General features: G+C 45.5%; 18 protein-coding genes and 1 pseudogene. 15 read left to right on the forward strand and 4 right to left on the reverse strand.

Features of this window, described 5'->3' with window-relative positions; genetic code table 11:
* The first annotated feature begins 3 nt into the window (after positions 1-3).
* The 5 genes from COP04_RS10370 to COP04_RS10395 all read left to right on the forward strand — a co-directional run bounded on the left by COP04_RS10370 (position 4) and on the right by COP04_RS10395 (position 6,197).
* Positions 4-1,002, forward strand: coding sequence for an ABC transporter ATP-binding protein (locus COP04_RS10370; RefSeq protein ID WP_100487951.1), 999 nt, complete (start codon positions 4-6; stop codon positions 1,000-1,002).
* 11 nt (positions 1,003-1,013) lie between these two features.
* Positions 1,014-1,808, forward strand: coding sequence for a serine hydrolase (locus tag COP04_RS10375; protein ID WP_100487952.1), 795 nt, complete (start codon positions 1,014-1,016; stop codon positions 1,806-1,808).
* A 214-nt stretch (positions 1,809-2,022) separates the two neighbouring features.
* Complete coding sequence (locus COP04_RS10385) at positions 2,023-3,945, forward strand: NAD(+) synthase (protein ID WP_100487955.1); 1,923 nt, start codon at positions 2,023-2,025, stop codon at positions 3,943-3,945.
* A gap of 49 nt (positions 3,946-3,994) precedes the next feature.
* Positions 3,995-5,710, forward strand: coding sequence for an ABC transporter ATP-binding protein (locus COP04_RS10390; protein ID WP_100489627.1), 1,716 nt, complete (start codon positions 3,995-3,997; stop codon positions 5,708-5,710).
* A 55-nt stretch (positions 5,711-5,765) separates the two neighbouring features.
* Complete coding sequence (locus tag COP04_RS10395; RefSeq protein WP_100487957.1) at positions 5,766-6,197, forward strand: GNAT family N-acetyltransferase; 432 nt, start codon at positions 5,766-5,768, stop codon at positions 6,195-6,197.
* 220 nt (positions 6,198-6,417) lie between these two features.
* On the opposite strand, the gene ald is transcribed toward COP04_RS10395, so the two are convergent.
* A complete protein-coding gene (ald, locus tag COP04_RS10400; protein ID WP_100487958.1) occupies positions 6,418-7,557 on the reverse strand; it encodes an alanine dehydrogenase in 1,140 nt (379 codons plus the stop codon).
* Between the two features lie 212 nt (positions 7,558-7,769).
* Between ald and COP04_RS10405 the strand changes: the two genes are divergently transcribed.
* The 4 genes from COP04_RS10405 to COP04_RS10415 all read left to right on the forward strand — a co-directional run bounded on the left by COP04_RS10405 (position 7,770) and on the right by COP04_RS10415 (position 13,179).
* Positions 7,770-9,425 carry a PucR family transcriptional regulator gene (locus tag COP04_RS10405; protein WP_100487959.1) on the forward strand — a complete coding sequence of 552 codons (1,656 nt, stop codon included), beginning with the start codon at positions 7,770-7,772 and terminating at the stop codon, positions 9,423-9,425.
* Between the two features lie 194 nt (positions 9,426-9,619).
* Positions 9,620-10,234, forward strand: coding sequence for an ABC transporter permease (locus tag COP04_RS20595; RefSeq protein WP_476749553.1), 615 nt, complete (start codon positions 9,620-9,622; stop codon positions 10,232-10,234).
* A complete protein-coding gene (locus COP04_RS20600) occupies positions 10,155-11,336 on the forward strand; it encodes an ABC transporter ATP-binding protein (RefSeq protein WP_338062847.1) in 1,182 nt (393 codons plus the stop codon). The genes COP04_RS20595 and COP04_RS20600 overlap by 80 nt, the downstream gene beginning before the upstream one ends.
* Entirely contained in the window at positions 11,329-13,179 is a 1,851-nt protein-coding gene (locus COP04_RS10415) for an ABC transporter ATP-binding protein (protein WP_100487960.1), read from the forward strand. Before COP04_RS20600 ends, COP04_RS10415 begins: the two co-directional genes overlap by 8 nt.
* Before the next feature lie 19 nt (positions 13,180-13,198).
* Here COP04_RS10415 and COP04_RS10420 read toward each other — a convergent pair whose 3' ends face one another.
* On the reverse strand, positions 13,199-13,912 hold the full coding sequence (locus COP04_RS10420; RefSeq protein WP_100487962.1) for a DUF421 domain-containing protein: 714 nt from the start codon (positions 13,910-13,912) through the stop codon (positions 13,199-13,201).
* Between the two features lie 220 nt (positions 13,913-14,132).
* On the opposite strand from COP04_RS10420, the pseudogene tnpA reads away from it, so the two are divergent.
* A pseudogene (gene tnpA, locus COP04_RS10425) lies at positions 14,133-14,564 on the forward strand (IS200/IS605 family transposase).
* Positions 14,565-14,684: 120 nt separating this feature from the next.
* On the opposite strand, the gene hpaB reads toward tnpA, so the two are convergent.
* Positions 14,685-16,124 (reverse strand): 4-hydroxyphenylacetate 3-monooxygenase, oxygenase component, encoded by a 1,440-nt coding sequence (gene hpaB, locus COP04_RS10430; protein WP_100487963.1) that lies wholly within the window; start codon positions 16,122-16,124, stop codon positions 14,685-14,687.
* 457 nt (positions 16,125-16,581) lie between these two features.
* Here hpaB and COP04_RS10435 point away from each other — a divergent pair, with 457 nt between their 5' ends.
* Entirely contained in the window at positions 16,582-18,573 is a 1,992-nt protein-coding gene (locus COP04_RS10435; protein WP_100487965.1) for an acyltransferase family protein, read from the forward strand.
* A gap of 42 nt (positions 18,574-18,615) precedes the next feature.
* On the opposite strand, the gene COP04_RS10440 is transcribed toward COP04_RS10435, so the two are convergent.
* A complete protein-coding gene (locus tag COP04_RS10440; RefSeq protein WP_239984834.1) occupies positions 18,616-19,296 on the reverse strand; it encodes a DUF1361 domain-containing protein in 681 nt (226 codons plus the stop codon).
* Positions 19,297-19,900: 604 nt separating this feature from the next.
* Here COP04_RS10440 and COP04_RS10445 point away from each other — a divergent pair.
* From COP04_RS10445 to menC, 4 genes are read left to right on the forward strand one after another with little or no spacing between them, the layout of a single operon-like run.
* On the forward strand, positions 19,901-21,316 hold the full coding sequence (locus COP04_RS10445) for an isochorismate synthase (protein WP_239984975.1): 1,416 nt from the start codon (positions 19,901-19,903) through the stop codon (positions 21,314-21,316).
* The gene (gene menD, locus COP04_RS10450) at positions 21,303-23,048 is read left to right on the forward strand and encodes a 2-succinyl-5-enolpyruvyl-6-hydroxy-3-cyclohexene-1-carboxylic-acid synthase (protein ID WP_100487969.1); all 1,746 of its coding nucleotides are present in this window, start codon (positions 21,303-21,305) and stop codon (positions 23,046-23,048) included. The genes COP04_RS10445 and menD overlap by 14 nt, the downstream gene beginning before the upstream one ends.
* Positions 23,045-23,869, forward strand: a complete 825-nt coding sequence (menH, locus tag COP04_RS10455) for a 2-succinyl-6-hydroxy-2,4-cyclohexadiene-1-carboxylate synthase (RefSeq protein ID WP_100487971.1) — start codon at positions 23,045-23,047, stop codon at positions 23,867-23,869. The genes menD and menH overlap by 4 nt, the downstream gene beginning before the upstream one ends.
* Positions 23,870-23,920: 51 nt before the next feature.
* Complete coding sequence (gene menC / locus COP04_RS10460; RefSeq protein WP_338062848.1) at positions 23,921-25,105, forward strand: o-succinylbenzoate synthase; 1,185 nt, start codon at positions 23,921-23,923, stop codon at positions 25,103-25,105.
* The last annotated feature ends 8 nt before the right edge of the window (positions 25,106-25,113 follow it).

Here is a 25,113-nt window from a genome sequence, read left to right on the forward strand (position 1 = left end):
AACATGGCAGAAAATCCGCTTCTTGAAATCAGGCAGATCAAAAAGTATTTTGAAGTCGACCGTCATCGCTTGCTGAAAGCGGTCGATAATGTCAGCTTTTCGATCCGGCCCGGAGAGACATTGGGTATTGTCGGTGAATCAGGTTGTGGGAAATCAACACTCGGGCGAACAATCATGGGCCTTTACGAAAAAACAGAGGGTGAGATTGTTTTTGACGGGGAAAATGTGGATCAGATGGACCGTAATCAGCGTTTTCGGCTTCACCGCAGGATGCAGATGATTTTTCAGGATCCTTATGCATCGTTGAATCCCCGTTCTACCGTTCTTGATCTGATCGCTGAACCGATGGATATTCATCGGACGTATAAAAATCATCAGCAGCGCAGGGAAAGAGTAGAGGCACTTCTGAAGGAGGTCGGTCTGAGTCGGACCCATCTGAACCGCTATCCCCACGAGTTCAGCGGCGGACAGCGCCAGCGTATCGGTATTGCGAGAGCGCTCGCGCTTGAACCGGATTTTATTATTGCTGATGAACCGATTTCCGCGCTTGACGTTTCCGTTCAGGCACAGGTGGTGTTTCTGCTAAAAAAGCTTCAGGAAGAAAAAGGTCTGACCCTGATGTTTATCGCACACGACCTGTCGATGGTAAAATACATCAGCAACCGGGTTGGTGTGATGTATCTGGGACATCTTGTCGAACTTGCCCCAAGCGACGTACTTTATGAACATCCGCTTCATCCTTACACCGAGGCGCTGCTTTCAGCGATTCCGATCCCTGACCCTGATGTGGAAGAAAATCGTGAGCGGATTTTGTTAAAAGGGGATATTCCCAGCCCGATCAGCCCTCCGAGCGGCTGTGTGTTCCGAACGCGTTGCCCCTTTGCGATGGAGATTTGCGCAAAAGAAAGACCGGTATTTCAGGAAGTGGAAAGAGGCCATTTTGCCGCGTGTCATCTCCATCAGCGGAAAACAGAAGATACTGAGATACATATCGGAAAGTGAGGTGAGTGAGCATGCCGGAATTAAATGACAAACTCTCAGAGGAGATGGATACCCTCTCTGCACCGTTCAGCAGTCATATTGCGATTAAAGCCGAGGGATCGGACGGTTTTCATTTTGCTCTTCATGAATCTGTTCCAATGCTTTCGGCGAGTTTGATCAAACTGCCCATCCTGCTTTATGCTTGCGATCAGGCTGTGGCGAAACCTGAGCTATTCGCACAGAAAATCGAATTGAGAGAGGGTAAAATTGTCGGTGGATCAGGTGTTCTGCAAATATTGAGCAGACGCGAATGGTCGGTACGCGACTTGCTTGCACTTATGATTAATGTTTCAGACAATACGGCAACCAATCTTCTGATTGAATCTTTCGGTACGGACGCTATTCAGAATTGGATTCAAAAACAAGGTTATCTAGGAACAACGCTAGGGCGAAAATTAATGGACGAGACTGCAGAAGCAGCGGGGCGGCATAACCTGATCAGTGCGGGTGACGCCTGCCGGATGATCCAAAAAGTCTTCAAGATGGATCAATCTTTTTCTAGTGATATAAAATCCTGGTTCCTGCATCAGCAGTTTCGCGGAAAATTACCGGCTTTGTTTGATGAACTGCCCCATTCTGTCACCGTGTACAATAAGACCGGCGAAATGGAAAAAGTCGATCATGACACCGCTTATTTTTCCTGTCGTTCGCACAATTTTTCAATTGCCGTGCTGACCAATGGAATCGAGGATAGGCAGGCAGCACTTTCTGTTATTCAAAATATTGGAAAGAAAATTTTCGATTACTTGACTGAATGGGAGAGCTAGTGGACCCCCTCGCCGAGGGGATCGGTTCCGCCGGATTGACAAACTTTTTTGCCCGTTTTAAAATAAACGTAAAAATCTGGATGATTTTTTTCAACAGCGTAAGTTCTCAAATGAATAAAACAAGCCTCTCTGGAACTAGGGAGGCCTTTTTTATGAAAGATACATGGATCGCTGATTAGGGATATTGAGCTTGATCCACACGGAGGCTTTTATTATGACGGATTTGAATTTTATTAGAGTTGCTTCAGCCTGCCCGGTTACCCGGGTGGCTGATGTCGATTTTAATATCGGAAATATCAAAGCATGTATCAGCACGGCAGCCAATGAGCAGGCAAAATTGATTGTATTTCCGGAACTATGCGTCACTTCTTATACTTGCGGCGATCTGTTCCTTCAGAAGCGTCTTCTTGATGCGGCTGAAAAAGCTGTGGAAGAGCTGTGCATGTATTCGAAGGATAAAGACGTACTGATTGCGGTTGGCGCACCGCTCAACCTTCAGACGGCAGTCTATAATTGCGCGTTCATTATTTTCGATGGGCGGATTCTCGGTATTGTTCCCAAGAGTTTTATACCGAACTATGAAGAGTTCTATGAACAGCGCTGGTTCACATCCGGGAAAACCATTACGGACCGTTCGGTTGATCTCCGGTTTCAGAAAGACATTCCGTTTGGTGTCGACCTGCTTTTCAAAAGCGGGCCGTATCAGTTTGGCTTTGAAATTTGTGAAGATCTCTGGAGTGTGATCCCGCCGAGCAGCAATATTGCGCTGTCAGGAGCGAATATAATCGGCAATCTATCTGCCTCCAATGAAATAGTCAGCAAATCCGATTACCGGAAGCAGCTTGTTACAGCGCAGAGTGCAAGATGCATGGCCGCTTATCTCTATGCAGGAACGGGTGTCGGAGAATCGTCAACGGATGTCGTTTTCGGCGGCGAGCTCCTGATCGCTGAAAATGGACAGATGATGGCAGCCAACGAGCGCTTTCAGCGTGAAAATCAGGTGATTACCTCAATCATCGATGCTGACCGTCTGGATCTGCAAAGAATAAAAAATATCAGTTTCCGTGAGGCGACTTCTATTGTGCCCTGGCAGATCAGAAAAATCGGCTTCGATTTTAAAAGCAATCTGTTCGGCCTCTTTGACAGAAAAATAGACAGGCATCCCTTTGTGCCGGCGGAAGAAAAACAGCGTGAACAGCGCTGCAGGGAAATTTTCAGTATCCAGACGGCGGCTCTTGCGAAGCGGCTGGAACATACCGGAATGAAGCGAGTAATTATCGGTATTTCTGGCGGGTTAGACTCTACACTTGCTTTGCTTGTTATCGTCAAAACTTTTGATCTGCTCGGGTTGCCAAGGAAAAACATCATGACTGTGACACTTCCAGGTTTTGGGACGACAGACAGGACTTACAACAATGCTGTTGAACTATGTCAAAATCTGAAAACTGATTTTTATGAAGTCAATATTGTCGCGGCATGTCTGCAGCACTTCAAAGATATCGGACATGATCCGGAAGTTCATGATGTGACCTATGAAAATGTTCAGGCACGCGAAAGGACACAAATTTTGATGGATCTGGCCAATAAGAACGGCGGTCTCGTAATCGGTACAGGGGATCTGTCGGAACTTGCGTTGGGCTGGAGCACTTACAATGGAGATCATATGTCGATGTATGCGGTCAATTGTTCCGTTCCGAAAACATTGGTCCGCTATCTGGTCAGATATGTCGCCGAAAAGCAGTCTGAACGGAAAACAGGCGATATTCTTCTGGATATTCTTGATACGCCGGTTACCCCGGAGCTTCTTCCAAAAAGCAGTGAAGGAAAGATTACGCAAAAAACCGAGGATATCGTCGGTCCGTATGAGTTGCACGATTTCTTTCTCTATTATTTTGTCAGAAGTGAATTTACACCAGATCGAATCATGTTTCTGGCAAAGTCCGCTTTTTCCGGCATTTATGAGGAAGAAACGATCCGCAAGTGGCTGAAAGTTTTCATCCGCCGCTTCTTCACTCAGCAATTCAAGCGTTCAGCGATTCCTGACGGTCCGAAAGTCGGCACGGTCAGCCTTTCGCCGCGCGGAGACTGGCGGATGCCTTCCGACGCAAGTTTCAGTGTTTGGCTGAAACAGCTCTAGTTATTAGAAAGGAAATGCACACAGATTTTGCCCGAGAGGAATGGATGAATTGATCCGAAGTTTTTTTTCATACTACCGGCCTTACAAAAAACTTTTTATGCTGGATTTCTCATGCGCTGTGATCGCGGCACTGCTTGAACTTGCATTCCCGGTCGCGGTGGATCAGGTGATTGACAAGCTGATGCCGGGGAGGGACTGGTCACTGATCGTTCTGGCTTCAGCAGGACTTTTGTTTTTTTACCTGTTCAACACATGTCTGCAATATATTGTCACTTACTGGGGCCATAAGCTTGGCATCAGCATAGAAACCGATATGCGTCAGGAATTATTTGAACACATTCAAAATCAGTCCTTTCATTTTTTTGATAATCATAAAACAGGACACTTGATGTCTCGTCTGACGACCGATCTTTTTAATATAGGAGAAACGGCGCATCACGGACCTGAAGGAGTGTTTATTGCGCTGATGTCGCTCGTCGGCTCATTTTTGCTGATGCTGTCCATTAATTGGCAGCTCGCCTGTATCACTTTTGCGCTTGTCCCGGTGCTGACCATTTTTCTCGTTGTCTATAACCTGAAAATGACACATGCTACGGATAAAATCTATCAGGATATTGCTGTATTTAACGCCAATGTGGAAAATGCTGTCGGCGGTGTCCGCGTGGTGCAAGCTTTTTCAAATGAAGCTCATGAAAATAAACAGTTCAGAGAAAATAATAAAAAGTATCGCTTCGCAAAACTGGCTTCATACAAAATTCTCGGCGCGGATGACTCTGTCAATTACTTCATGGTCCGGCTGATTACCCTGTTTACTCTAATCAGCGGAGCATGGTTTGTGATTCACGGAAGCCTGACAGATGGACAGTTTGTTGCTTTTCTGCTGATCGCAAATATATTTGTCCGGCCGATTGAGAATATTAATATGATTATCGAAATTTATCCTCAGGGCATGGCCGGGTTCAAGCGGTTTAAAAAAATGATGAGCATGAAGCCGGAGATTGTCGATGCCGTGAACGCGCAGGACGTCCCGCATGTAAGGGGCGACATTGCCTATCATGATGTCAGTTTCGGGTATGAAGGGAAACGTCTCGTTCTCAGCCATATCAACCTGCAGATTCACGTCGGAGAAACGGTTGCTTTTGTCGGGCCCACCGGAGCCGGCAAGACGACGCTTTGCAGCCTGTTGCCACGATTTTATGATGTAAAAGGTGGGTCGGTAACCATTGACGGTTTGGATATCCGTCAGATGAAGCTCTCTTCTCTGCGCCGCCATATTGGTCTCGTACAGCAGGATGTTTTCCTTTTCTCAGGGACGCTGAGAGAAAATCTGGCCTACGGTAAGCTGAATGCTACGGAAGAAGAAATCTGGCGAGTCGTTCGTTTTGCACGGTTGGAAGAAATGATCCGTGAGATGCCTGACGGGCTGGATACAGTGATCGGCGAACGCGGAGTCAAACTTTCAGGCGGACAAAAACAGCGGTTATCCATCGCCCGCATGTTCTTGAAAGATCCTTCGATTCTGATCCTCGATGAAGCGACTTCGGCACTGGACACCGCGACGGAAGCGGCGATTCAGCAATCGCTTGAAGAATTATCCGCTGGGCGAACAACGCTGATTATTGCCCATCGGCTGGCAACGATCAAGAACGCTGACAGAATTATTGTGGTTACCGAAAATGGAATCAGCGAGCAAGGGACCCATGAGGAATTATTGAGAAAAGGAGGAGTCTACAGCAAGCTTTATGAATCCCAGTTTGCTATGTGAAGATAAATGATAAGAACAAAGAATAACCGAAAAAAAAACATAAGGGGTCAATGTTGTGGGTGAAATCAGAGAATTAGCCAACAGATCCGATTGGCTGAACGCTTATCCCGTGATTCATCAGCTGCGGACAGGTCTGGATGAAGAAACTTATCTGGAATTGGTTGAACAGGCAAACCGTAATGAAGGCTATCATTTGTTCGCTTTTTTTGAGGGCGATGTCATTGTTTCTGCTGTCGGATTTATGCCGATGACAACACTTTACAACGGTCCTTCCGTTTGGGTTTGTGATTTAGTGACCGATGAAAATCAGCGCTCCAAAGGTTATGGCGGACAATTGCTGACATTCGTTCATACTTGGGCCGAGGCAAACGGTTATTCTGTTGTTTCGCTGTCCAGCGATCTGCAGCGGAAGGATGCACACCGCTTCTACCAAGAGAAAATGGGTTATGACCGCGTCAGCTCTGTTTTTAAGAAGACAGTTGGCTGATAAAGAATGTGGCCTACAAGTCTCACATAAGTTTAATTATGTAAACTAAAAATTATTACAGCAAAAAAATGTTCGTTTGGGCTATCGCTTTTGCAAAGGTTTTCCCTGAAGTTTTTCTGTGGAAAACGAATTATTTAAAATAATAAAGCTCTCTTGCCATCCATCCGGCAAGAGAGTTAAAGAGTTGCAAGAATAACATTTTACTCGATGAGAGCGGGAATCATACGTTGCTTGCGGCAGCAAGCAGTTCGTGTGCGTTTTTGTATTCCAGATTGTGCGCTTCTGCTACAGCTTTGAATGTCACATAGCCGTCTAGCGTATTCAAACCTTTCAGCAGGGCCTCGTCTTCAAGGCATGCTTTTACGAAACCTTTTCCTGCAATTTTTGCGGCATATGGTATGGTAACATTGGTCAGTGCCAATGTCGACGTTCTCGGAACCGCGCCCGGCATATTGGCAACCGCGTAATGAACAACGCCGTGCTTGATGTATGTTGGATCATCGTGGGTTGTGCTATGGTCAGATGTCTCAACGATACCGCCCTGGTCAATTGCAACATCGACAATGACTGAATTTGCCGCCATGGAAGCGACCATGTCTTCCGTAACCAGTTTTGGTGCTTTTGCACCAGGAATTAGCACGCAGCCGACAACGAGATCCGCATCTTTTACGGCTTCGGCGATATTATATGGATTGGACATCATTGTATTGAGTGATGTACCAAAAATATCATCAAGATCACGGAGCCGGTCGGCACTGATGTCAAGAATAGTTACATCGGCGCCTAAACCAACGGCTATTTTTGCGGCGTTTGTTCCAACGATACCGCCGCCGACAACGGTAACTTTACCGCGTGAGACACCGGGTACCCCGCCAAGCAGGATACCTTTTCCAGCGCCATCGCTGAATTTTTCCAGATACTGCGCTCCGATTTGGACTGCCATTCTACCGGCTACTTCGCTCATTGGCTGAAGCAGAGGGAGGACATGGTCTGCGCGCTGAACCGTTTCATAAGCAATGGAGACTACTTTACTGGAAACAAGTGCTTTAGTCAGTTCGGCACCGGCTGCAGGTGCAAGGTGAAGATAAGTAAAAAGAATTAATCCTTCATGGAAAAAATGATATTCTTCAGGTTCAGGTTCCTTGACTTTAATGACCATTTCCGCGGACCATGCTTTTTCAGCCGAAGTGATGAACGCGCCTGCATTCTCGTATTCCTGATCTGAAAAACCGGCCCCAGCTCCCGCATTAGTTTCTACATATACGCTGTGGCCTTCATGAACAAGATGGAATGTGCCTGCCGGTGTAATCGCCACCCGGCGTTCGTTGTTTTTCAATTCCTTAGGTATTCCGATGATCATTTCTATTCCTCCCTTTTTTACTGCTTCATCCAACAGGCGTTAACAGATTGAAAACCCGTGGATATCGTCTTTATTTAGAATAGTACAAATAAAGCGAATCAATTTCATCATACATTTTGTCAATTAAAATCACATAACTGTTTGACATTTTAAACGCATGGCACTTAACATAACATATGATGAAAGAAATAGTAACGAGAGGTCTGATCCGAATGGTTGAGGAAATGTCATTTTGTGTCAGGGATGTCATGCAGCGGCCGCTCTTTCAGCGGGCAAGGCTGATTGCCGGCAAAAACGGCGGGTATAGAGAAGTGCGCTGGGTTCATATTCTCGAAATTACTCATGCGGCGCCGTACGTCAGCAAAAATGATCTGATCCTGACCACGGGTTTATGGCTGAAGCGATCTGTTCAGTCCGGGCTTGATTATATGCGCCAGATTATCGACCACGAAACTGCCGGATTATGCATCGAATTTGGGACAACTGTTGATGAAATTCCGGAAGAGATTATCACACTTTGCGATAATCATGATTTCCCACTGATTCTTTTCAGACAGCCGGTCCGCTTTGAAGAGATCACGCAGGATATCCATTCATACCTGATTAACCGCCATTTCGGGCTCATGAAGAAATTGGAGGAGTTTTCACAGAAACAGCAGCAGCTCATATTGCAAAGCACAGACATCCCTGCAATTTTGAGGCTGCTGCAAAAGTATGCAGAAGGTCAGATTATCTATCTATCTTCGATTAAATCAAATAAATTCTACCCGGCCGTTGAGAGGGAAACTGCGGAAGCCATTAACAGTTTCTGCAATAATAAACTGAAAAATTTTGACCAGATAAATGAAATGGAGATATGGGAAATTGATGAAACCCATTATATTCTCATTCAGCCGGTGATCTGTTTCGGTCAGGTTTTTTCTTATATTGGCCTGATGATTCATCTGCCTCTTCCCACAGAGTATACGAGATTGCTGCTGGACTATGCCTCAAAAGCAGTTGCAACAGTTTTACTGCGGACACAGTTTCTTGAGGAAAAAATATTAAGAAACCAGAATGAATTGATTCAGGATATCCTCAGTCAGCAGATTGATAGTGAGGAGCAGGCGCAGATGCGCATGGGGCTTCCATCTCCGGATGAAAATCGTTATCTGTTTATCGGCGGGATCATTGAATTTGAACATAATGTGCTTGAAGCTGGGCCGGAAAGAATGGAAACGATGAATCAGGATCTGTCTGTACTGATTCGCTCACTGCTCAACCGTTTTCAGATGCACCATTTGATGATGATGAAAAATAATCAGATCTATCTGTTGTGTGCGAAAGAAAAATTAAATGGTCAATCAGCTGAATCTTTGAAACGCAGCATTTTAAGACTGATCTCCGGCCTGAAAAGATTCGTCGAAGAAGCGCTTGGAGGATTAAACTTTCATGCCGGATTCGGCAAGACAAGAAACCAATTAGTTGAGACGTGGAAAAGCTTTAAAGAAGCTTATCAGGTCATTGAAGTTTCTCAGGCAGTGCCCGCTATGAAGCATTGCTGCTTTTACGATAAAATAGGCATCTATCAGTTGCTTAAGGCAGTACCACAGCCGTTTATACATGTCTTTGTCAGCGATCAGCTTAGCTCTTTGATTGCGTATGACAGGCTCCATCACTTAGATCTCGTTCAGACGCTTGGCGTTTATTTCAAATTTATGGGTTCAAAGGGCGAGACGGCAAAGGCATTGTTTATCCATCGGCAGACTTTATACAACCGACTTGAAAAAATCAGTGATATACTGGGGGAGGATTTCTTTGAGCCCCAGAAGCGATATTGTCTTGAAATGGCTTTGCTCGGATATGAGCTGCTTGGGGACAATAGATAACTGGCGACGTCAATCTGTTTTTTATGATTCTTAAATCGATGTAAAAGTGTCCGCATCGCCACCTTTTACTTAAATGAATGGAGGTGCTGCACATGGGCTATCTGAAGCCCTATTGGAAAAATTATCGACCCCGATTTATTCTCGCAATCCTTTTTCTCTCTCTAGAAGCATTGGCTGATCTAATGCAGCCAGCCATGATGTCCCGGATTGTTGATCAGGGTGTCGCACGATCAAATACGCCCCTCATTGAAAAATACGGTTTGCTGATGCTCTTGATTACTCTGGCCGGGGCCTTTGGCGCCTGCATGCGCAATGTGCTTTCTGTCAATGTTTCACAGAATTTCGCACGGGATCTGAGACAGGACCTGTACGTAAAAATCCAGCGCTTTTCATTGAAAAATATAGACCGTTTCGGCAATGCGACACTGATTACACGGCTGACTAACGATGTCACTCGCGTACAGACTTTTGCCAACGGACTGATGCGGATGATGTTGAAGGCACCGCTTGTCGGCATCGGCAGCCTTTTTATGGCGGTCAATCTGAATCCGAAACTTTCATTGATCCTGCTTGGTGTTACCCCTGTCATTGCTTTTTTAATTTATTTGAATATGAAGATCAGCTATCCGTATTTCAGAAAGGTTCAGGGTGCACTGGACCGTGTGAACAGATCCGTTCAGGAGTACCTTTCCGGCGTTCGGGTTGTCAAGGTCTTCAATCGATTTTCCTATGAAGAGGAGAGGNAGATCCGTTCAGGAGTACCTTTCCGGCGTTCGGGTTGTCAAGGTCTTCAATCGATTTTCCTATGAAGAGGAACGCTTTCAGCAAAATAACCAGAATCTCGGCAGCTTGTCAGCGACGGCTGCAAAAGTGGGGAGCGTATTTAGCCCGCTTGTTAATCTGGCTGTCAATGCGGGAATCGTTGCTATTATTTGGTTTGGCGGACTGGGGGTCGAGCACGGCTCAATGCAGGTTGGGTCGATTATTGCTTTTACCAATTACATGATGCAGATTCTTTTCGCAATCATGATGGTCAATAATGCATTCAATATGTTTGTCCGCGCAAAAGCTTCAGCTGAGCGAATCGGAGAAATCATGAACACGGAAGAAGATATGGTTTTTCCAGAACCTGAAACTGAACCGGTTCCTGGAAAAGGTGCACTGGTCTTTCAGCATGTTTGTTTTTCACATGATCAATTTTCCAATCATCAGGACCCTTTTCTGAAGGATATTGATTTTTCCGTGCTTCCTGGAGAGATGGTTGGCATTACTGGTCCGATTGCATCAGGTAAGACCACGCTTGTCAATCTGATCCTGCGGTTTTACGATCCCGATCATGGTCGTTTGATGCTGGACGGTACCGATGTCCGGTCGTTCAGTGAAGAGGAACTCAGGGGGAAAATAGCACTTGTACCGCAGCGGCCGCTTCTATTTTCAGGCACCGTAAGAGAAAATATCCGTTGGGGAAATGAGCAGGCGAGTGATGAGGAAATCTATGAGGCCGCAAGAGCTGCCGAGGCAGATGAGTTTATCCGCCGGACCCCGGATGGCTATGATTCAATAATTGGTCAGGGCGGTGTAAATTTCTCGGGAGGGCAGAAACAGCGTATTTCGATTGCCAGAGCCTTGATCCGCAAGCCTGAAATTTTGATTCTTGACGACGCGACCAGTGCGGTTGATGCGCGGACCGACAAACTGATCAGAAAAAATATATCGATTGCTGCCCGCCATCTCACGTGCATTGTTATCTCTCAGAGAATCACTTCAATTATGGACGCTGACAAAATCATCGTCATGAATGGCGGAAAAATTGATGCGATGGGCACACATCGTGAACTCATCCGTAAATCGAACTATTATCGGGAGATTCTTCAATCGCAGCTTGGGAAAGAGGTGGAAAGCAATGGCTGACAGAAAAAGTACTGAGCCGGCTTTCCAACGCCCCACGCTTGGGCGAAGAGGGGGAAGAAGGCGCGGTGCCGCGCGTTTCGCTCCCGTTGAGAAGCCGAGAAATATGAAAAAAACACTGTTCAGACTCTGGAATTTCTTCGCACAAGAGAAGAAAGCACTGATGACGGTTTCCGCTTTCGTACTCGCCGATGCTTTGGTATCACTTCTGATTCCTTATTTTATTGGACTGGCAGTGAATCAGATTGGCATGCGGCCGGGTGCTGTCAATTTTCCGATTCTGTTTAAAATTCTTCTTGTTCTCGGCTTGTTTTACATGATGGACGGTCTGCTCACTCTGCTTCAGGGCTGGATTATGGCTTCTTCCGGACAGAAAATTGTCATGAGTCTGCGGAAGAGCATGTTTGAAAAATTGCAGAAATTGCCAATCGCTTTTTTTGATCAGAATCATCACGGTGATATCATGAGCCGGCTGACAAATGATATTGAAAATATTGATGTGACCATTTCCCAGTCTACGGTGGAGCTGATGAACGATATTATTATGATTGTCGGGTCTCTTGCACTGATGATCTGGATCAGTCCGCTTTTAACCTTGGCCAGTCTGATCATGGTGCCGCTTGTTTTCATTCTGACAAAAACGATCGCCTCAAGGACGACAAAATTATTTGTCGACCAGCAAAGGGAATTGGGGACGCTCAACGGCCAGATTGAAGAATCCATTTCAGGACTAAGCGTGATTAAAGCTTTCAGCCACGAGAATGAGGAAATCCGTGATTTCAATTCAATAAACAAACGTTTGACAGATGTCGGCATGAAAGCACAGGTCTGGTCGGGCTACATGATGCCTCTGATGAATGTGATCAATAATCTCGGCTTTACAGCTGTTGCATCGGTTGGTGGTTTTCTTGCAGTCAAGGGACTGATTACGGTCGGCATGATTGCCAGTTTTCTTACCTATTCAAGACAATTTTCGAGACCGCTTAATGATGTGGCCAGCATATTTAATACTTTGCAGTCGGCGGTAGCAGGTGCTGAACGTGTTTTTGAAATTCTGGATGAAAAAGAAGAACCCGAAGATCACGCAAATGCCCGCAATATAGAGGCTTACAAAGGTGAAATTATTTTTAACGATGTTTCTTTCGGGTATGAGCCCGGCCATCCGATTTTGAAACATATCAGTTTTCAGGTGGGTAGCGGGGATTCAGTTGCACTTGTCGGACCGACGGGTGCCGGGAAAACGACAATTATTAATTTGCTCACGCGATTTTATGATGCGGGCAGTGGCGCTATAGAATTGGATGGTATCGATATTCGCGATTACAAAAGATCGGACTATCGCAGATTGTTCGGCATTGTGCTCCAGGATACCTATTTGTTTCATGGCAGCTTTATTGAAAACCTGCGCTATGGAAGGCTCGACGCAACCGATGAAGAAGTTATGAAGGCTGCGGAAGCCGCAAATGCAGACAGTTTTATACGGGAAACGTCTGAAGGTTATCAGACTGTGCTCCAAGGAAATGGAGACAATTTAAGCGAAGGGCAGAAACAGTTGCTGACAATCGCCAGGGCATTTCTTTCCGATCCGGACATCCTTGTTCTGGACGAAGCGACGAGCCATGTCGACACGCAGACGGAGCAAAAGATACAAGAGGGAATGTCGTATTTGATGAAGGGGCGGACCAGCTTTATCATTGCCCATCGTCTGTCGACAATTAGAAATGCCGATAAGATCCTGGTGGTGGAAAATGGAGAGATTGCTGAGCAGGGTACCCATAAACAACTGATCGAAAAGCGCGGCATTTATTATGAGATGTACAGAGATCAGTTCTCCGGACAGGACTGACCTCTGTCACTGGTTTTCATTATGATTCAGCATCGACAGGAGAATGGATTTTGTCATTAAATAAATCAAAATACAATTGTCTGTTTGTGCCACGGACACAATAGGAAACGTTGGATGGAGACAATCCGCGCTGCTTAATTTCCTGAAGCAGCCAGCTTTTCGTCAGATGGTTTTGTTCCAGATTTTTATTAATCATCTGTCCATCCATGATCAGTTCAACAGGAAATGAAGAAAGACCTGACGAGAAAATGTCCAGGTCTTTTTTTGTGACCGTCTGATAAGGCTGTTTCTTTAAAATCGAAAGCTCTCCATCGGCTTCAATGACCGCAAAATCCACTTCGTCAATATCGAATGCATTTTTTTCTCTGAGCGCCTGATTGAAAGAATCCATCGTCAGTTTCAATTTACCCATGTTTTTCTCAAGAATTTTCCCGTTCTCAATGACAACAGTTGGTTCTCCGTTTAATATGGCCCGCGCTTTTCTGCTTTTCAATGAAAAAATAGTCGTCAGAAAGATAATGCCGCTGAACAGTAAGGCTGCGATCAGGAAGTGGCTAAACTGGATCGTCGTGTTAAAGGTCAGATTTCCGGCAATTGACCCTAACGTTATCGATGCAATAAAGTCGTGGTAAGTCATTTGCGAGATGGCCTGTTTGCCAATAATATGCGCAATAAACATAAATAAAACAAAAGTAACAACCGTTCGAATAATAACGTCCAGAATCCCTGCCATTGAAAGCACGCCCATTCTATATTGATGTATGCTACCTTTTTATCCATCTTTGGCGGGGTATATACATCTTTGCTGAAGTGTAAAACGGCTGTATGGCTTCAACACGTACGGGCTCATTTATTTAGCTTACAAAAGCGGGGTCTAAACCCACCGTCTTTAGACGGTATCCGCTTTTAGCCTTATCTTTTCGTGTCCATACTTTTCAAAAGAGGTGAAAAGTATGGACGGTTATCAGAAAAGTGGTCATGCAGTCTACGATATCAAGTATCATGTGATCTGGGTGACCAAATACCGATATCAGGTGCTGCGAGGTCCAATCGCTGTTCGATTGCGTGAGTTGATCCGGCAGGGATGTGAGGCCAGGGGAGTCACAATCCTGCAGGGGAGCGTAGGCAAGGAACATGTCCATTTGCTGATTTCTTGTCCACCCAGCCTAGCGCCGAGTAAAATCATGGAGTATCTGAAAGGACGCTAATCCAGATTGCTTCAGGATGAGTTTTCAGAACTAAAAAAACGGTATTAGGGCCAGCACCTATGGTCCAGAGGTTATTTCTGTGCGACGGTCGGCAACGTGACGGAAGAAATCATCCGAAAGTACATTGCGAATCAGTCAAATAAAGTCAAGGACGACATTTTCAAGATTGACGACTGAGTTCAGTCAGAATTCCGTGTGCTATGAGCACAAGGTCTTTCAGAAGACTTCAGTCTTTAAGTGGCGACTTTAAGTCGCAGACATTTATGTCTGAACCCACCTGCTTTAGCAGGTGGTCGTTTAGTCTTTTCTGTTCAGGAATTCCTCAACCTGTTTGACAAATTTTGAACGATCATAATCCCGATAGAGTCCGGATGCAAGACGAACAGGATCTCCAAAAAAGAAGCGTTCATACAGTTCCTGGCGACCGGCAAAACCGCTCAACGACAAATCCCAGGCGAGCCGGAACAGTTTTACTTTGTCATATCCGTCACGGTCGGATGACTGAAGGTACTTCCTGAGATCCGTTCCGTTCTCAGAGAAAAAGTCTTTTTCATTGGGAATTGAGACCAGCCCGCTTGCACCGATTAACTGAATGATCTCAATAAAACGCGGATAGATGCCCGGAAAGACGTTCATGGCCGCCATCAGTGGTTTCCGGTCAGGGGTCATCGTTCCCCATTGATCCATGGATGCATGAACCTCGGAAGCTGTGAGTAATGCCTTAAGCGTTTCAAGGCCAATAATCACCTCTGCAATCTTGCTCCGAATATGCTGATATTCACTGATATTGATTGCATCGACCAAGGACTGCAGAACGCCGAGAATAAATTCCGTTTTTACAACATTTCTCGAAGTTACTTGGTGAATCTGCTGAGGCAGGAAACCGCTGTCTGTGTAAAGCTTGCTCGCGATCTCTGTATTTCCATTCAGAAATACTCGTTCCCATGGAACGGTGACATGATCAAACACAACGATTGAATCAACCTCTTCGAAACGCGAACTAAGCGGATGATCAAACGGGCTGCTGTCGTCTGCGAACGACTCGCGGCATAGAAACTTTAAACCCGGGGTATTGGAGGGTATAGAAAAGGCATAAGCGTATGTTTCGTCAAAATGAAAAGCACCGGTTGGAAAGACGAGGATCTCATCGGTCATACCGCCCTGTGTCGCCAGCAGGCGTGCCCCATGAATGATGATTCCTTCGTCGTTTCTGCCAATCACCCGGGCCGCAATCGTTTCCTTGGCGTTCTCAAAATATAGAGAAGAGCGGTTCACCTGGGGCTGGATGAACGTGTGTGTCAGAGAGATATCATTTTTTTTGCAGTAATCGTAAAATCGCCGCATGTTTTCACTGTGCTTTGCATCACCGAAAAGATCTGCGCAGGCTGCAAAGGTCATGACAACCGTATTCATATAGTCGGGCGAGCGGCCCATCATGCCGGCGTTCTGGCGTGCCCATATCTGAAAGCACCTTCTCCGTTTCGCAAGATCTTTCTTCGTTTTTGGTTCAAGATAGGATGTTCCGATTCTTTCGTCGCTGTCAGGCAATCTGCAAGTCAGGATGTCCCGATAAGCTTTCTCGTGCTGCATATCATATAATCTTGCCTGACTTTTCAATGCACCCGCAAAAGCAGGGTGATCCGAAATATTGCCTGAAATCTCTGAACCATCGATCCAGACATGGTTATGAAGACTGTTGATTCGGTTGATATAAGTCTTGCCATCGATACAAGGCATCTTGTTCGTGCCCCCATCCGGATAAATAAGCTTTTTTAAAAAATATGAACAAATACCAAATTTATTCGGTTACTGCTAAAATGTTGTGGGAAAACTTTAACTAAAAATTCATCGGGATCAGGTCGCATATTTAACAGATCATGACATTTACTTTTCTTTTTTGGAACATTTTATGTTTAAGCGTGTTTTGGAAGATCGTGACATTGACTGAAACGCCGGCAGTGTTTATTTTTAATTTATGGGCAGGTAACTCAAAATAATCGGTTCCAGAAAATTGGTGATCGTTGGCTGTTCCAGGAAACAAGGGACGGCCAATCGCCTTTTAATGGAGATGATTGATAACATCTCTTTGCGATCGCTAGCTGATAACTGATGACAGTTAAATCCGACAATCCATTAAAATGTGTGCTGGACAGATTCAAAGAAGATATTTTTTAAGAAGGGATTCAATTTTCAGATGAAGCGCACAAATGATTATTTGAACGATAAACATAAAATCCAAGAAATAGAGGATCCGTCACTAACCATACATAACAGTAGAACATCCCGCTGGCTGCGGGAAAAACATCGCAGATACATCCCTAGCCTTGATGGATTGAGAGCCATCGCTGTTTTTGCGGTTATTTTCTATCACCTCGGTTTTCCGTGGGCAAGCGGGGGATTGCTCGGTGTCAGCGTCTTTTTCGTCCTGTCCGGTTATTTGATTACTGACATTCTACTCGCCGAATGGGGAGAACGGGGGTCTATCAGCCTTAAAACTTTCTGGATGAGACGGGCGAGGCGTCTGCTTCCGGCGCTTTTTTTTACTTTAGCGGCTTTGTTTATCTGGCTTCTTTTCTTCAGACCTTCTATGCTGTCTTCTTTCAGGGATGATGCGCTGGCCGCAATTTTTTATGTCAGCAACTGGTGGTACATTTTTCATCATCTTTCTTATTTTCAAAGCTATGAAAATCCTTCGCTGCTGACTCATTTCTGGTCGCTTGGTGTTGAAGAACAGTTCTATTGGATTTGGCCTGTTTTTATCCTGTTTGCTTTCCGTCATCCGAAAATTCGTCGCTATTTATTTGTGATTACTTTGGTGGGAGCTGTTCTTTCGGCAGCACTGATGGCTGTTTTGTACCAGCCGGGAGCTGATCCGAGCAGAATTTACTACGGTACAGACACGCGTGCATTTTCAATTTTAATTGGCGCTGCGCTTGCTATGATTTTACCAAGCAGGAAATTTACCAACCCTTTATCGGCCGGATCACGGATTTTACTTGAAGCGGCCGGGACTCTGGGATTCATTGTGATTCTTGCTATGATCGCTTTTTCAAATGAATATGACGGGTTTATTTATCGGGGGGGCATGTTTGGCATGTCCGTTGCGGCTGCTGCTGTCATAGCAGCCGCTGTGCATCCATCAACGTGGTTCGGGAAAGTTCTCGGCATACTGCCGCTTCGGTGGATTGGCGTTCGCTCTTACAGCATGTATTTATGGCAGTATCCGATCATTATCCTGTCGCTCAATAATTTTGATGCGGGTGTCCCGCGCTTTGCACGTTTTTTTGTAGAAATTGTATTGATCATTGTCATTTCCACTCTTTCTCTGGAACTGATTGAAAATCCCTTCCGCTCCGGAGCAGTCGGCCGTTTTTTTAAGAACTATGTTTTCAATAAACCGGCTTCTGTCAAGTGGCGGATTCTAAGCGTCTTGGCGGCATCATTGGTTATTGTTTTCGCCTGTGCGGGCGTCTTTGCACAGAGCCGAAACTCCGCAGCCGTAAAGAAAAGCAATGCGGGTGAGTCCATTCAGGCTGTTCAGCAGAAAGACGCAACGAATACACAGGTGAAGAGCGATACTGCGGCTAAAACCAGGCAAAAGAGAAATACCGAGGCAAAAACTCAGCCGGTTTCAAAAACGGCGGCAGTTACAAATAATACTGCTACGGTTACGAAAAAATCAGGAAACCTAAATCAGGTACAGGCTCTGCAGCAGGATCACGTCACGGTTATCGGCGATTCAATCATGGAGGATATCAAACCTTATCTCGGTCCGTCATTCAGCCACATCACGATTAATGCGAGAGTAGGCAGACAGTTTGACGAAGCTTTCGGCATAGTCAGCCAGATGAAAAGTGCCGGAACCCTGGGCAATATTGTCATCGTGGAATTGGGAACGAACGGGCCGGTGACGATGAGTCAGATGTCTTTATTAATTCAGCAAATTGGTTCAAAAACTCATATTATTGTCACTACCACTCGTGTTCCGAGGCCCTGGCAGGATCTAGTCAATCAGACCATGCGGCAGGCTGCGGCTGAGTACCCGAACATCAGCCTTGTCGATTGGTATGCTGCAAGCAGCGGCCATCCTGATTATTTTGCACCCGACACCGTTCATCTAAATCCTATCGGTTCAAAAATATACGCAGGCCTTCTTTTCAATGCTGTGGCCTCATTGACGAAATAGCGTGTTCACCACTGGATGCTCTATTTTTTCGGAATAACGAAATTATCTCCGTGAAGTGAAAAAGATTTCAAACAACCAGAAGATGAGAAGAATATAGAGAGAAAAGAGCAAAGAGACGCTGACTGAGAACAAGTTTACATGACTGAAAAGCTGCGAGAAAAATGCGGCAGGCCTGATTATATCCCAGGAATTGAATCTCAGGAATCTGCCGACATAAATAGCGTAGCCGCTGATCAGGCTGATGAGGATGACAGCAATGTTTGCGGTCTCTTTCCCCATGCTTTGGACCATTGCCTGATATACGAAATAAAAAGAGAGCATTCCGGCACATGTCCCCAGAAAAACACCAATACCGATATGAACTAGACTTATCCAGACAGTTATATCCGTGGAATAAACAGTCGGAGAGTGAGCATTAGAGGCGTAAAATGTAATGCCCTGAATATGAATGAAATCTGTGATCATATAAGGAGCATTAGGAAAGAAGAGCAGCCAGAGCAGGCCACGCCACCAGACGTGCTTTCCGTCAGGATTCATCATGCCGGACCGGAACTGCAGGGAAAATAGAAGTGGTAGCAGGGCCAGAAACACATTCCAGACCATCATGATATGAATCAGCCTTCTTGTAATAATAATCACAGGTATGCTTATTAAGATGTAAAGGGCAAAAAAAAGAACTAAGGACTGTTCCAATGAACCGCTATGGTTTTTCAGTCTCAGCAAGCTGTTTTCCCTCCCAATAGGCAGATGCCCTATGAGAACACGTGATATTTTACTTCCAATACATCAATGCTGTAATGATACAGCCAAGCATTGCGGATGTGGAAACGATTTGAATCCAGAAACGGGTAACGGACGAGATCCCATATATATCATACGAGCAAAAGGCAGAAATAGAGCAATAAGTGTATCAAGGCGTGCCCGATCGATTATTTTGGCTTTTTTGCAGCCATCTGTCTGCCTTCAGGTAGAAATCTCCAATTAAATAAAACCGTCATTTCATTTTCTTTTCTAAGGTTGTATTATTCTCAGATCCGGATAGAAGCATCCGAAATGATCATTCATGAATCTGCTGATCGAGCATCTTACACTGCTTAAAACCGGAAAAATTTTTATTTCCCGAATCAGTTATTCCCGGTAAAATGAAAGAAAAGAAATCGGGAGGTAGCCATGAAACGCAAAATTGCCAGCATGTGAGGGCTTGATGAGATTCCTATGAAAACTGGGCAAGAGAACGTTTAATTGACAATAACCGGATGGAAGCATTATCTTAAAAAGACATGAATTGTTCATAATTAACACAGATTTAGGGTGATTTGCTTTGGTGATGGACGGGATTGTTAATGGGTACAGTGATCCTTTTGTTTCGATACGGGGAGAAGGAACGACGAGCCGAAAGACACTGGTCAGTCTGACGAAGAAAATACGGCGAATGGATCCAGTGATCTTTTATCAGTCTGGAAATGAATATTTTGCCGGCAGGCGTTTTTACTGGCAGAGCCAATCAGGCAATTTTTTGATGGCCGGGCTGGGAATTACAGAAAAGATCAAGGTAGATGGGGAATCTGCCCGTATGCAGCAAGTCAGGGACAGATGGTCGGAGCTCACGAAAACAGCTGTCAGAACCGGTGTTATCGATCAGGAAGGAACAGGTCCCGCGTTGTTCGGGGGTTTTTCGTTTGATCCAGAAAAAGAATCCGATGATCTTTGGCAAAACTTTGGCAGTGGCGTGTTCTATCTGCCCGCTTTTTTGCTGACGGTTTCCGGAGGACAGACTTATCTGACCATCAATCAGTATGCCCTTCCCGGAGAGAGTTTAGAGACAACTGTCAATCAGATGGAAGAACAGGCAGATGAAATTTTGAGCGGATACCGTCCGGATGAACATACATCTTCCGAAGCGGAGTGGCTGGAGCTGGAGAAACAGGATCCGAAAAAATGGATAAAATTAGTTAATCTAACCGTAGAAAAATTAAATGCCGGCAAACTGGATAAAGCCGTTTTATCAAGGACATTAAAACTCATTTCAGATCGCCATACGGAGATTGGGGCGGTCTTGCGCAGGCTTCAAAAGCAACAAGAAGGGAATTTTATTTTTAGCCTGGAAGCGGGAAATGACTGCTTTATCGGTGCCAGTCCGGAACTTTTGGCTAGGAAAGAGAACAAAAAACTTTTTTCTTCGTGTCTTGCGGGCTCAATCGAACGTGGCAGGGACTGGGAAGAGGATGAAAAGCTGGGCAATGAGTTGCTACGTGACCGGAAAAACCTGCTAGAGCATCGCTATGTCGTCTCAACCGTGAAAAGCGCACTGCAAGTGATCTGCGAAAATCTAAATATACCTGACCAACCGGTTTTGATGAAAAACAAGCATATCCAGCATTTGTATACGCCTGTTGAAGGAACCTGCGCAGATGGAATCACGCTCTTTGATATTGTGGCCAGGCTTCACCCGACACCTGCTCTTGGCGGCTTTCCAAGAGATGAAGCTATAAAATGGATTCGGGAAAATGAATGCTTTAATCGCGGCTTATATGCTTCGCCGATTGGCTGGGTTGATTCGGACGGAAATGGCGAATTTGCCGTAGGGATCCGTTCCGCTCTCGTCTCCGACCAAGAAGCCACACTTTTTGCCGGATGCGGAATTGTTAAAGATTCTGTTGCTGAGAAAGAATACGAAGAAACAGCGATCAAATTTCGACCGATGCTGGATGGACTGGGGGGTTCAGGTCATGGATCACGGTGAAGTGCTTTCAGCTTATTTATCAGCCTTTATCGATGAACTGGTGAAAAATGGGGTCACGGATGTTGTTCTGAGTCCCGGATCACGATCCACGCCGCTTGCTTTGCTCCTTGCTGATAGGCCGGAGATAAAAATTTTTCTGGATATCGATGAACGTTCGGCCGGATTTATGGCGCTAGGCATCGCAAAAGCGAAAAAAAATCCGGTCGCTCTGCTATGCACTTCGGGGACGGCTGCTGCCAACTACTTTCCCGCAGTCGTCGAAGCGTTTTATAGCAGGGTTCCGCTCATCGTACTGACTGCCGACCGGCCTTATGAATTGCAGGATGTCGGTGCTCCGCAAACGATTAATCAAGCAGAAATGTATGGCAGTCATGTGAAAAGGTTTGCCGAAATCGAAATTCCGGAACATGATTTTGGCCTGATCGACCATATTCGGATGATTTGCACGCGGTTCATTGCAGCTGCGACCTGCTCTCCGTGCGGGCCTGTACACCTCAATTTCCCGCTTCGTGAGCCGCTGGTACCGGACATGGAATTCCTTTCGCGCGGCAGTCGTGGGGAGCAGAGATCCGTATCAATCAGATCCGGACGAGTTACTTTGGCAGAATCAGAAATCGATCAAATTGCAGAAACGATTCAACGCAAACGAAAAGGTGTGATCATTTGCGGTGCGGTCGATTCAGAAGGATTTGAGGAGCAGGTCATTGTCCTAGCCGACAAGCTTGGTTTTCCGATCCTTGCTGATCCTTTGTCACAATTGCGCCGCGGATCTCATCCGTCTCGCAGTATCATAGAGAGCTATGATGCTTTTTTGCGTGATGGACAAGCCGCTGCTTTTTTAAAAGCTGATCTTGTGATCCGATTCGGCGCAATACCCGTGTCAAAAGCGCTGAAAGTATGGATTGAAAAACAGGAAGCCGTGCAGCTTGTCGTTGACGGCGGCTGCGGGTGGCGAGATCCTGCAGGAGTAGCAACAGGAATGGTTTATTGTGATGAAACATGGTTTTGCAAAATGATTGTCTCTAGTCTGCCGAAGCCACCCGATCAGAACTGGATCACTCTGTGGTATCGTGTGAATCAGGAGGTAAAAGATATTTTGTCAGGTATATACGATGAGAAAGCTCTGAGTGAGGAAAAGTTATTCGCCAAGCTGAACCAATTGCTTCCGGATCAATGCAGTTTGTTTGTCGGCAACAGTATGCCTGTCAGAGAGCTTGACACATTTCTATTCACGGACAAACCTGATGTTGCGATTTTTGCCAATCGTGGAGCAAGCGGGATCGACGGCATTGTATCAACGGCTGTCGGCGTCAGCCTTGTCAGAGAAAATACAGTACTGGTCATAGGTGACCTGAGTTTTTTTCATGATATGAATGGGCTGCTGGCTGCAAAACAGCACCATGCGAACCTGACAATTATATTGATTAATAATGATGGTGGCGGTATTTTTTCTTTTCTGCCCCAGGCTTCAGAGAAGAGATATTTTGAAGCACTGTTTGGCACACCCCATGGACTGGATTTTTCCAACACCGCGCATTTATACGATGCGGACTACTCAAAAGTAGGTAATTGGAACGAGTTTGATCATGCTTTGCTCGGTTCTTTTCAAAAAAAAGGTTTGAAGATCATCGAGGTTCCGACAGACCGTGATGAAAATGTTCACATCCGAAAACGGTTGTTTCATCAAATCAGCAAGAAAATATCGGCGATCGCTGATGGTCAAAGTTCATGAATCTAATGATCCGCGGCGTTTCTTATCATATTGAAATGAAAGGCCAGGGCCAGCCGCTGCTGCTGCTTCACGGCTTTACCGGCAGCCTGAACACATGGCAGTTTTTCGAATCAACATGCTCTGATCACTTTAAATTAGTCATGATTGATATAATTGGCCATGGCGAGACAGATTGTCCAGCAGATCCGCAAAGGTATACGATGAGTGAAGTGGGAAAGGATATTGCCGTACTGCTGGATCAATTTCATTTGGATCGGGTACATGTACTGGGCTATTCGATGGGTGGCAGACTAGCACTCAGCTTCGCCTCACTTTTTCCGGAACGGGTGCGGAGCTTGATTCTAGAAAGTGTTTCTCCCGGTCTGCGGACAGCAGCGGAAAGAAAAGCTCGCAGAATCCACGACCAAGATCTGGCGGAGTCTATAATGAAAGACGGCGTCTTATCATTTGTGGATTCGTGGGAGAATATTCCACTGTTTGACACTCAAAAAGGATTGCCACAATCCATACAAGATAACGTCAGGAAAGAACGTCTTTCTAACAGAAAAGAAGGTCTGTCTTGCAGCCTTCTGGGTATGGGAACCGGATCGCAGCCGCCGTTGTGGGGCCGTCTTCATGAGTTGTCTTTTCCCGTTTTACTAATTACGGGACAGATGGACCCAAAATTCTCAAGTATTGCCTCCGAGATGAAGCAACTGCTGAGAAACGCGGAATTTAAGAGTGTTCCCGAAGCCGGTCATAATGTTCATTTGGAAAAAGCGAGTATATTTTCAGACATTGTTGGAAGATTTTTGTTTGAAAAAGCTAAACGGCATGACTGAAACTGGCAAGCGGGGAGCACCCAAGAAAAAGTGGCTGGAAAAGGGTCAAAGTTGGCTGGAGAAAGTTCTGAACGCCTGGAAACCTTGCAAAGCCGCTGGAAAGAATTTTATGGACTTATAGGGAATGATAGCATGGACATCCGTTCGATAACACTTCGGTTAATTGAATCACCGTTAAAGATACCCTTTACAACACATCTTGAAACGGTCACCAAGCGTCAGGCAATTATTATCGAAGCCAAGGACAGCAGTGGGGGGATCGGTTTTGGTGAAGCCGATCCTTTTTCCAGTCCTTGGTATTCAGCGGAAACAATCACGACCTGCTGGCATGCGCTTTGCGGGTTTTTGGTGCCATTGACTTTACGGAAGGAAATTTCTGATCCATCTGCACTTGATCAAATATGGTCGGGCATCCGGGGAAACAATATGGCAAAATCAGGCCTAAGCCAGGCAATCTGGGATCTGTACGCCAGGCAAAAGAAAGTTTATATTGGCAGCCTTTTTGGTGCAGAGAGGAAGGCAGTCGCTGCAGGCGCTGTTATTGCGGCAAACGATCCGAAAAATGCCATCGATCAGATTGAAAAATATTCGGAGGCGGGGTATCTTAGATACAAAATTAAAATATCCCGTCGGAATGATCTTAAGATTCTCTCCGCAATCCGGCAGCATTTTCCTGAAGTTGCACTTATGGCGGATGCCAATTCCGCATACTCAATCCAGGATGCCAAACATCTTGAAAAGCTGGACGAGTTTGGTCTTCAAATGATTGAGCAGCCTCTAGCTTATAATGATCTGGTGGATCATGCTCTTTTGCAAAGTAAAATAAAAACCCCCGTTTGTCTTGATGAAAGCATTGGTTCATTTCAGGATGCAAGAGCTGCATTGGCGCTTGGCAGCTGCAAAATAATCAACATAAAGATGGCGCGGGTCGGCGGATGGTCCGAAGCGGTCCGGATTCACGATTTGTGCTTCCGGCAGGATGTGCCGGTCTGGTGCGGCGGTATGATTGAATTCGGAGTAGCAAAAGCACACAATATTGCATTGGCAGCATTGAGAGGATTTATTCTGCCCGGTGATTTGTTTGCTGCTTCACGTTACTGGGAGGAAGACATTGTCGAACCGGAAATTACAGTAAACAAGGGGTGGATCCGGGTTCCTGAAAAAGCAGGAATAGGATTTGACATCAATGAAGAAGTCCTGGAAAGACTGACAGTGAAGAAAAATAATATCGAATGACATTTGTG

Origin of the sequence: Sporolactobacillus pectinivorans, from assembly GCF_002802965.1 — a bacterium.
GTDB lineage: Bacteria > Bacillota > Bacilli > Bacillales > Sporolactobacillaceae > Sporolactobacillus > Sporolactobacillus pectinivorans.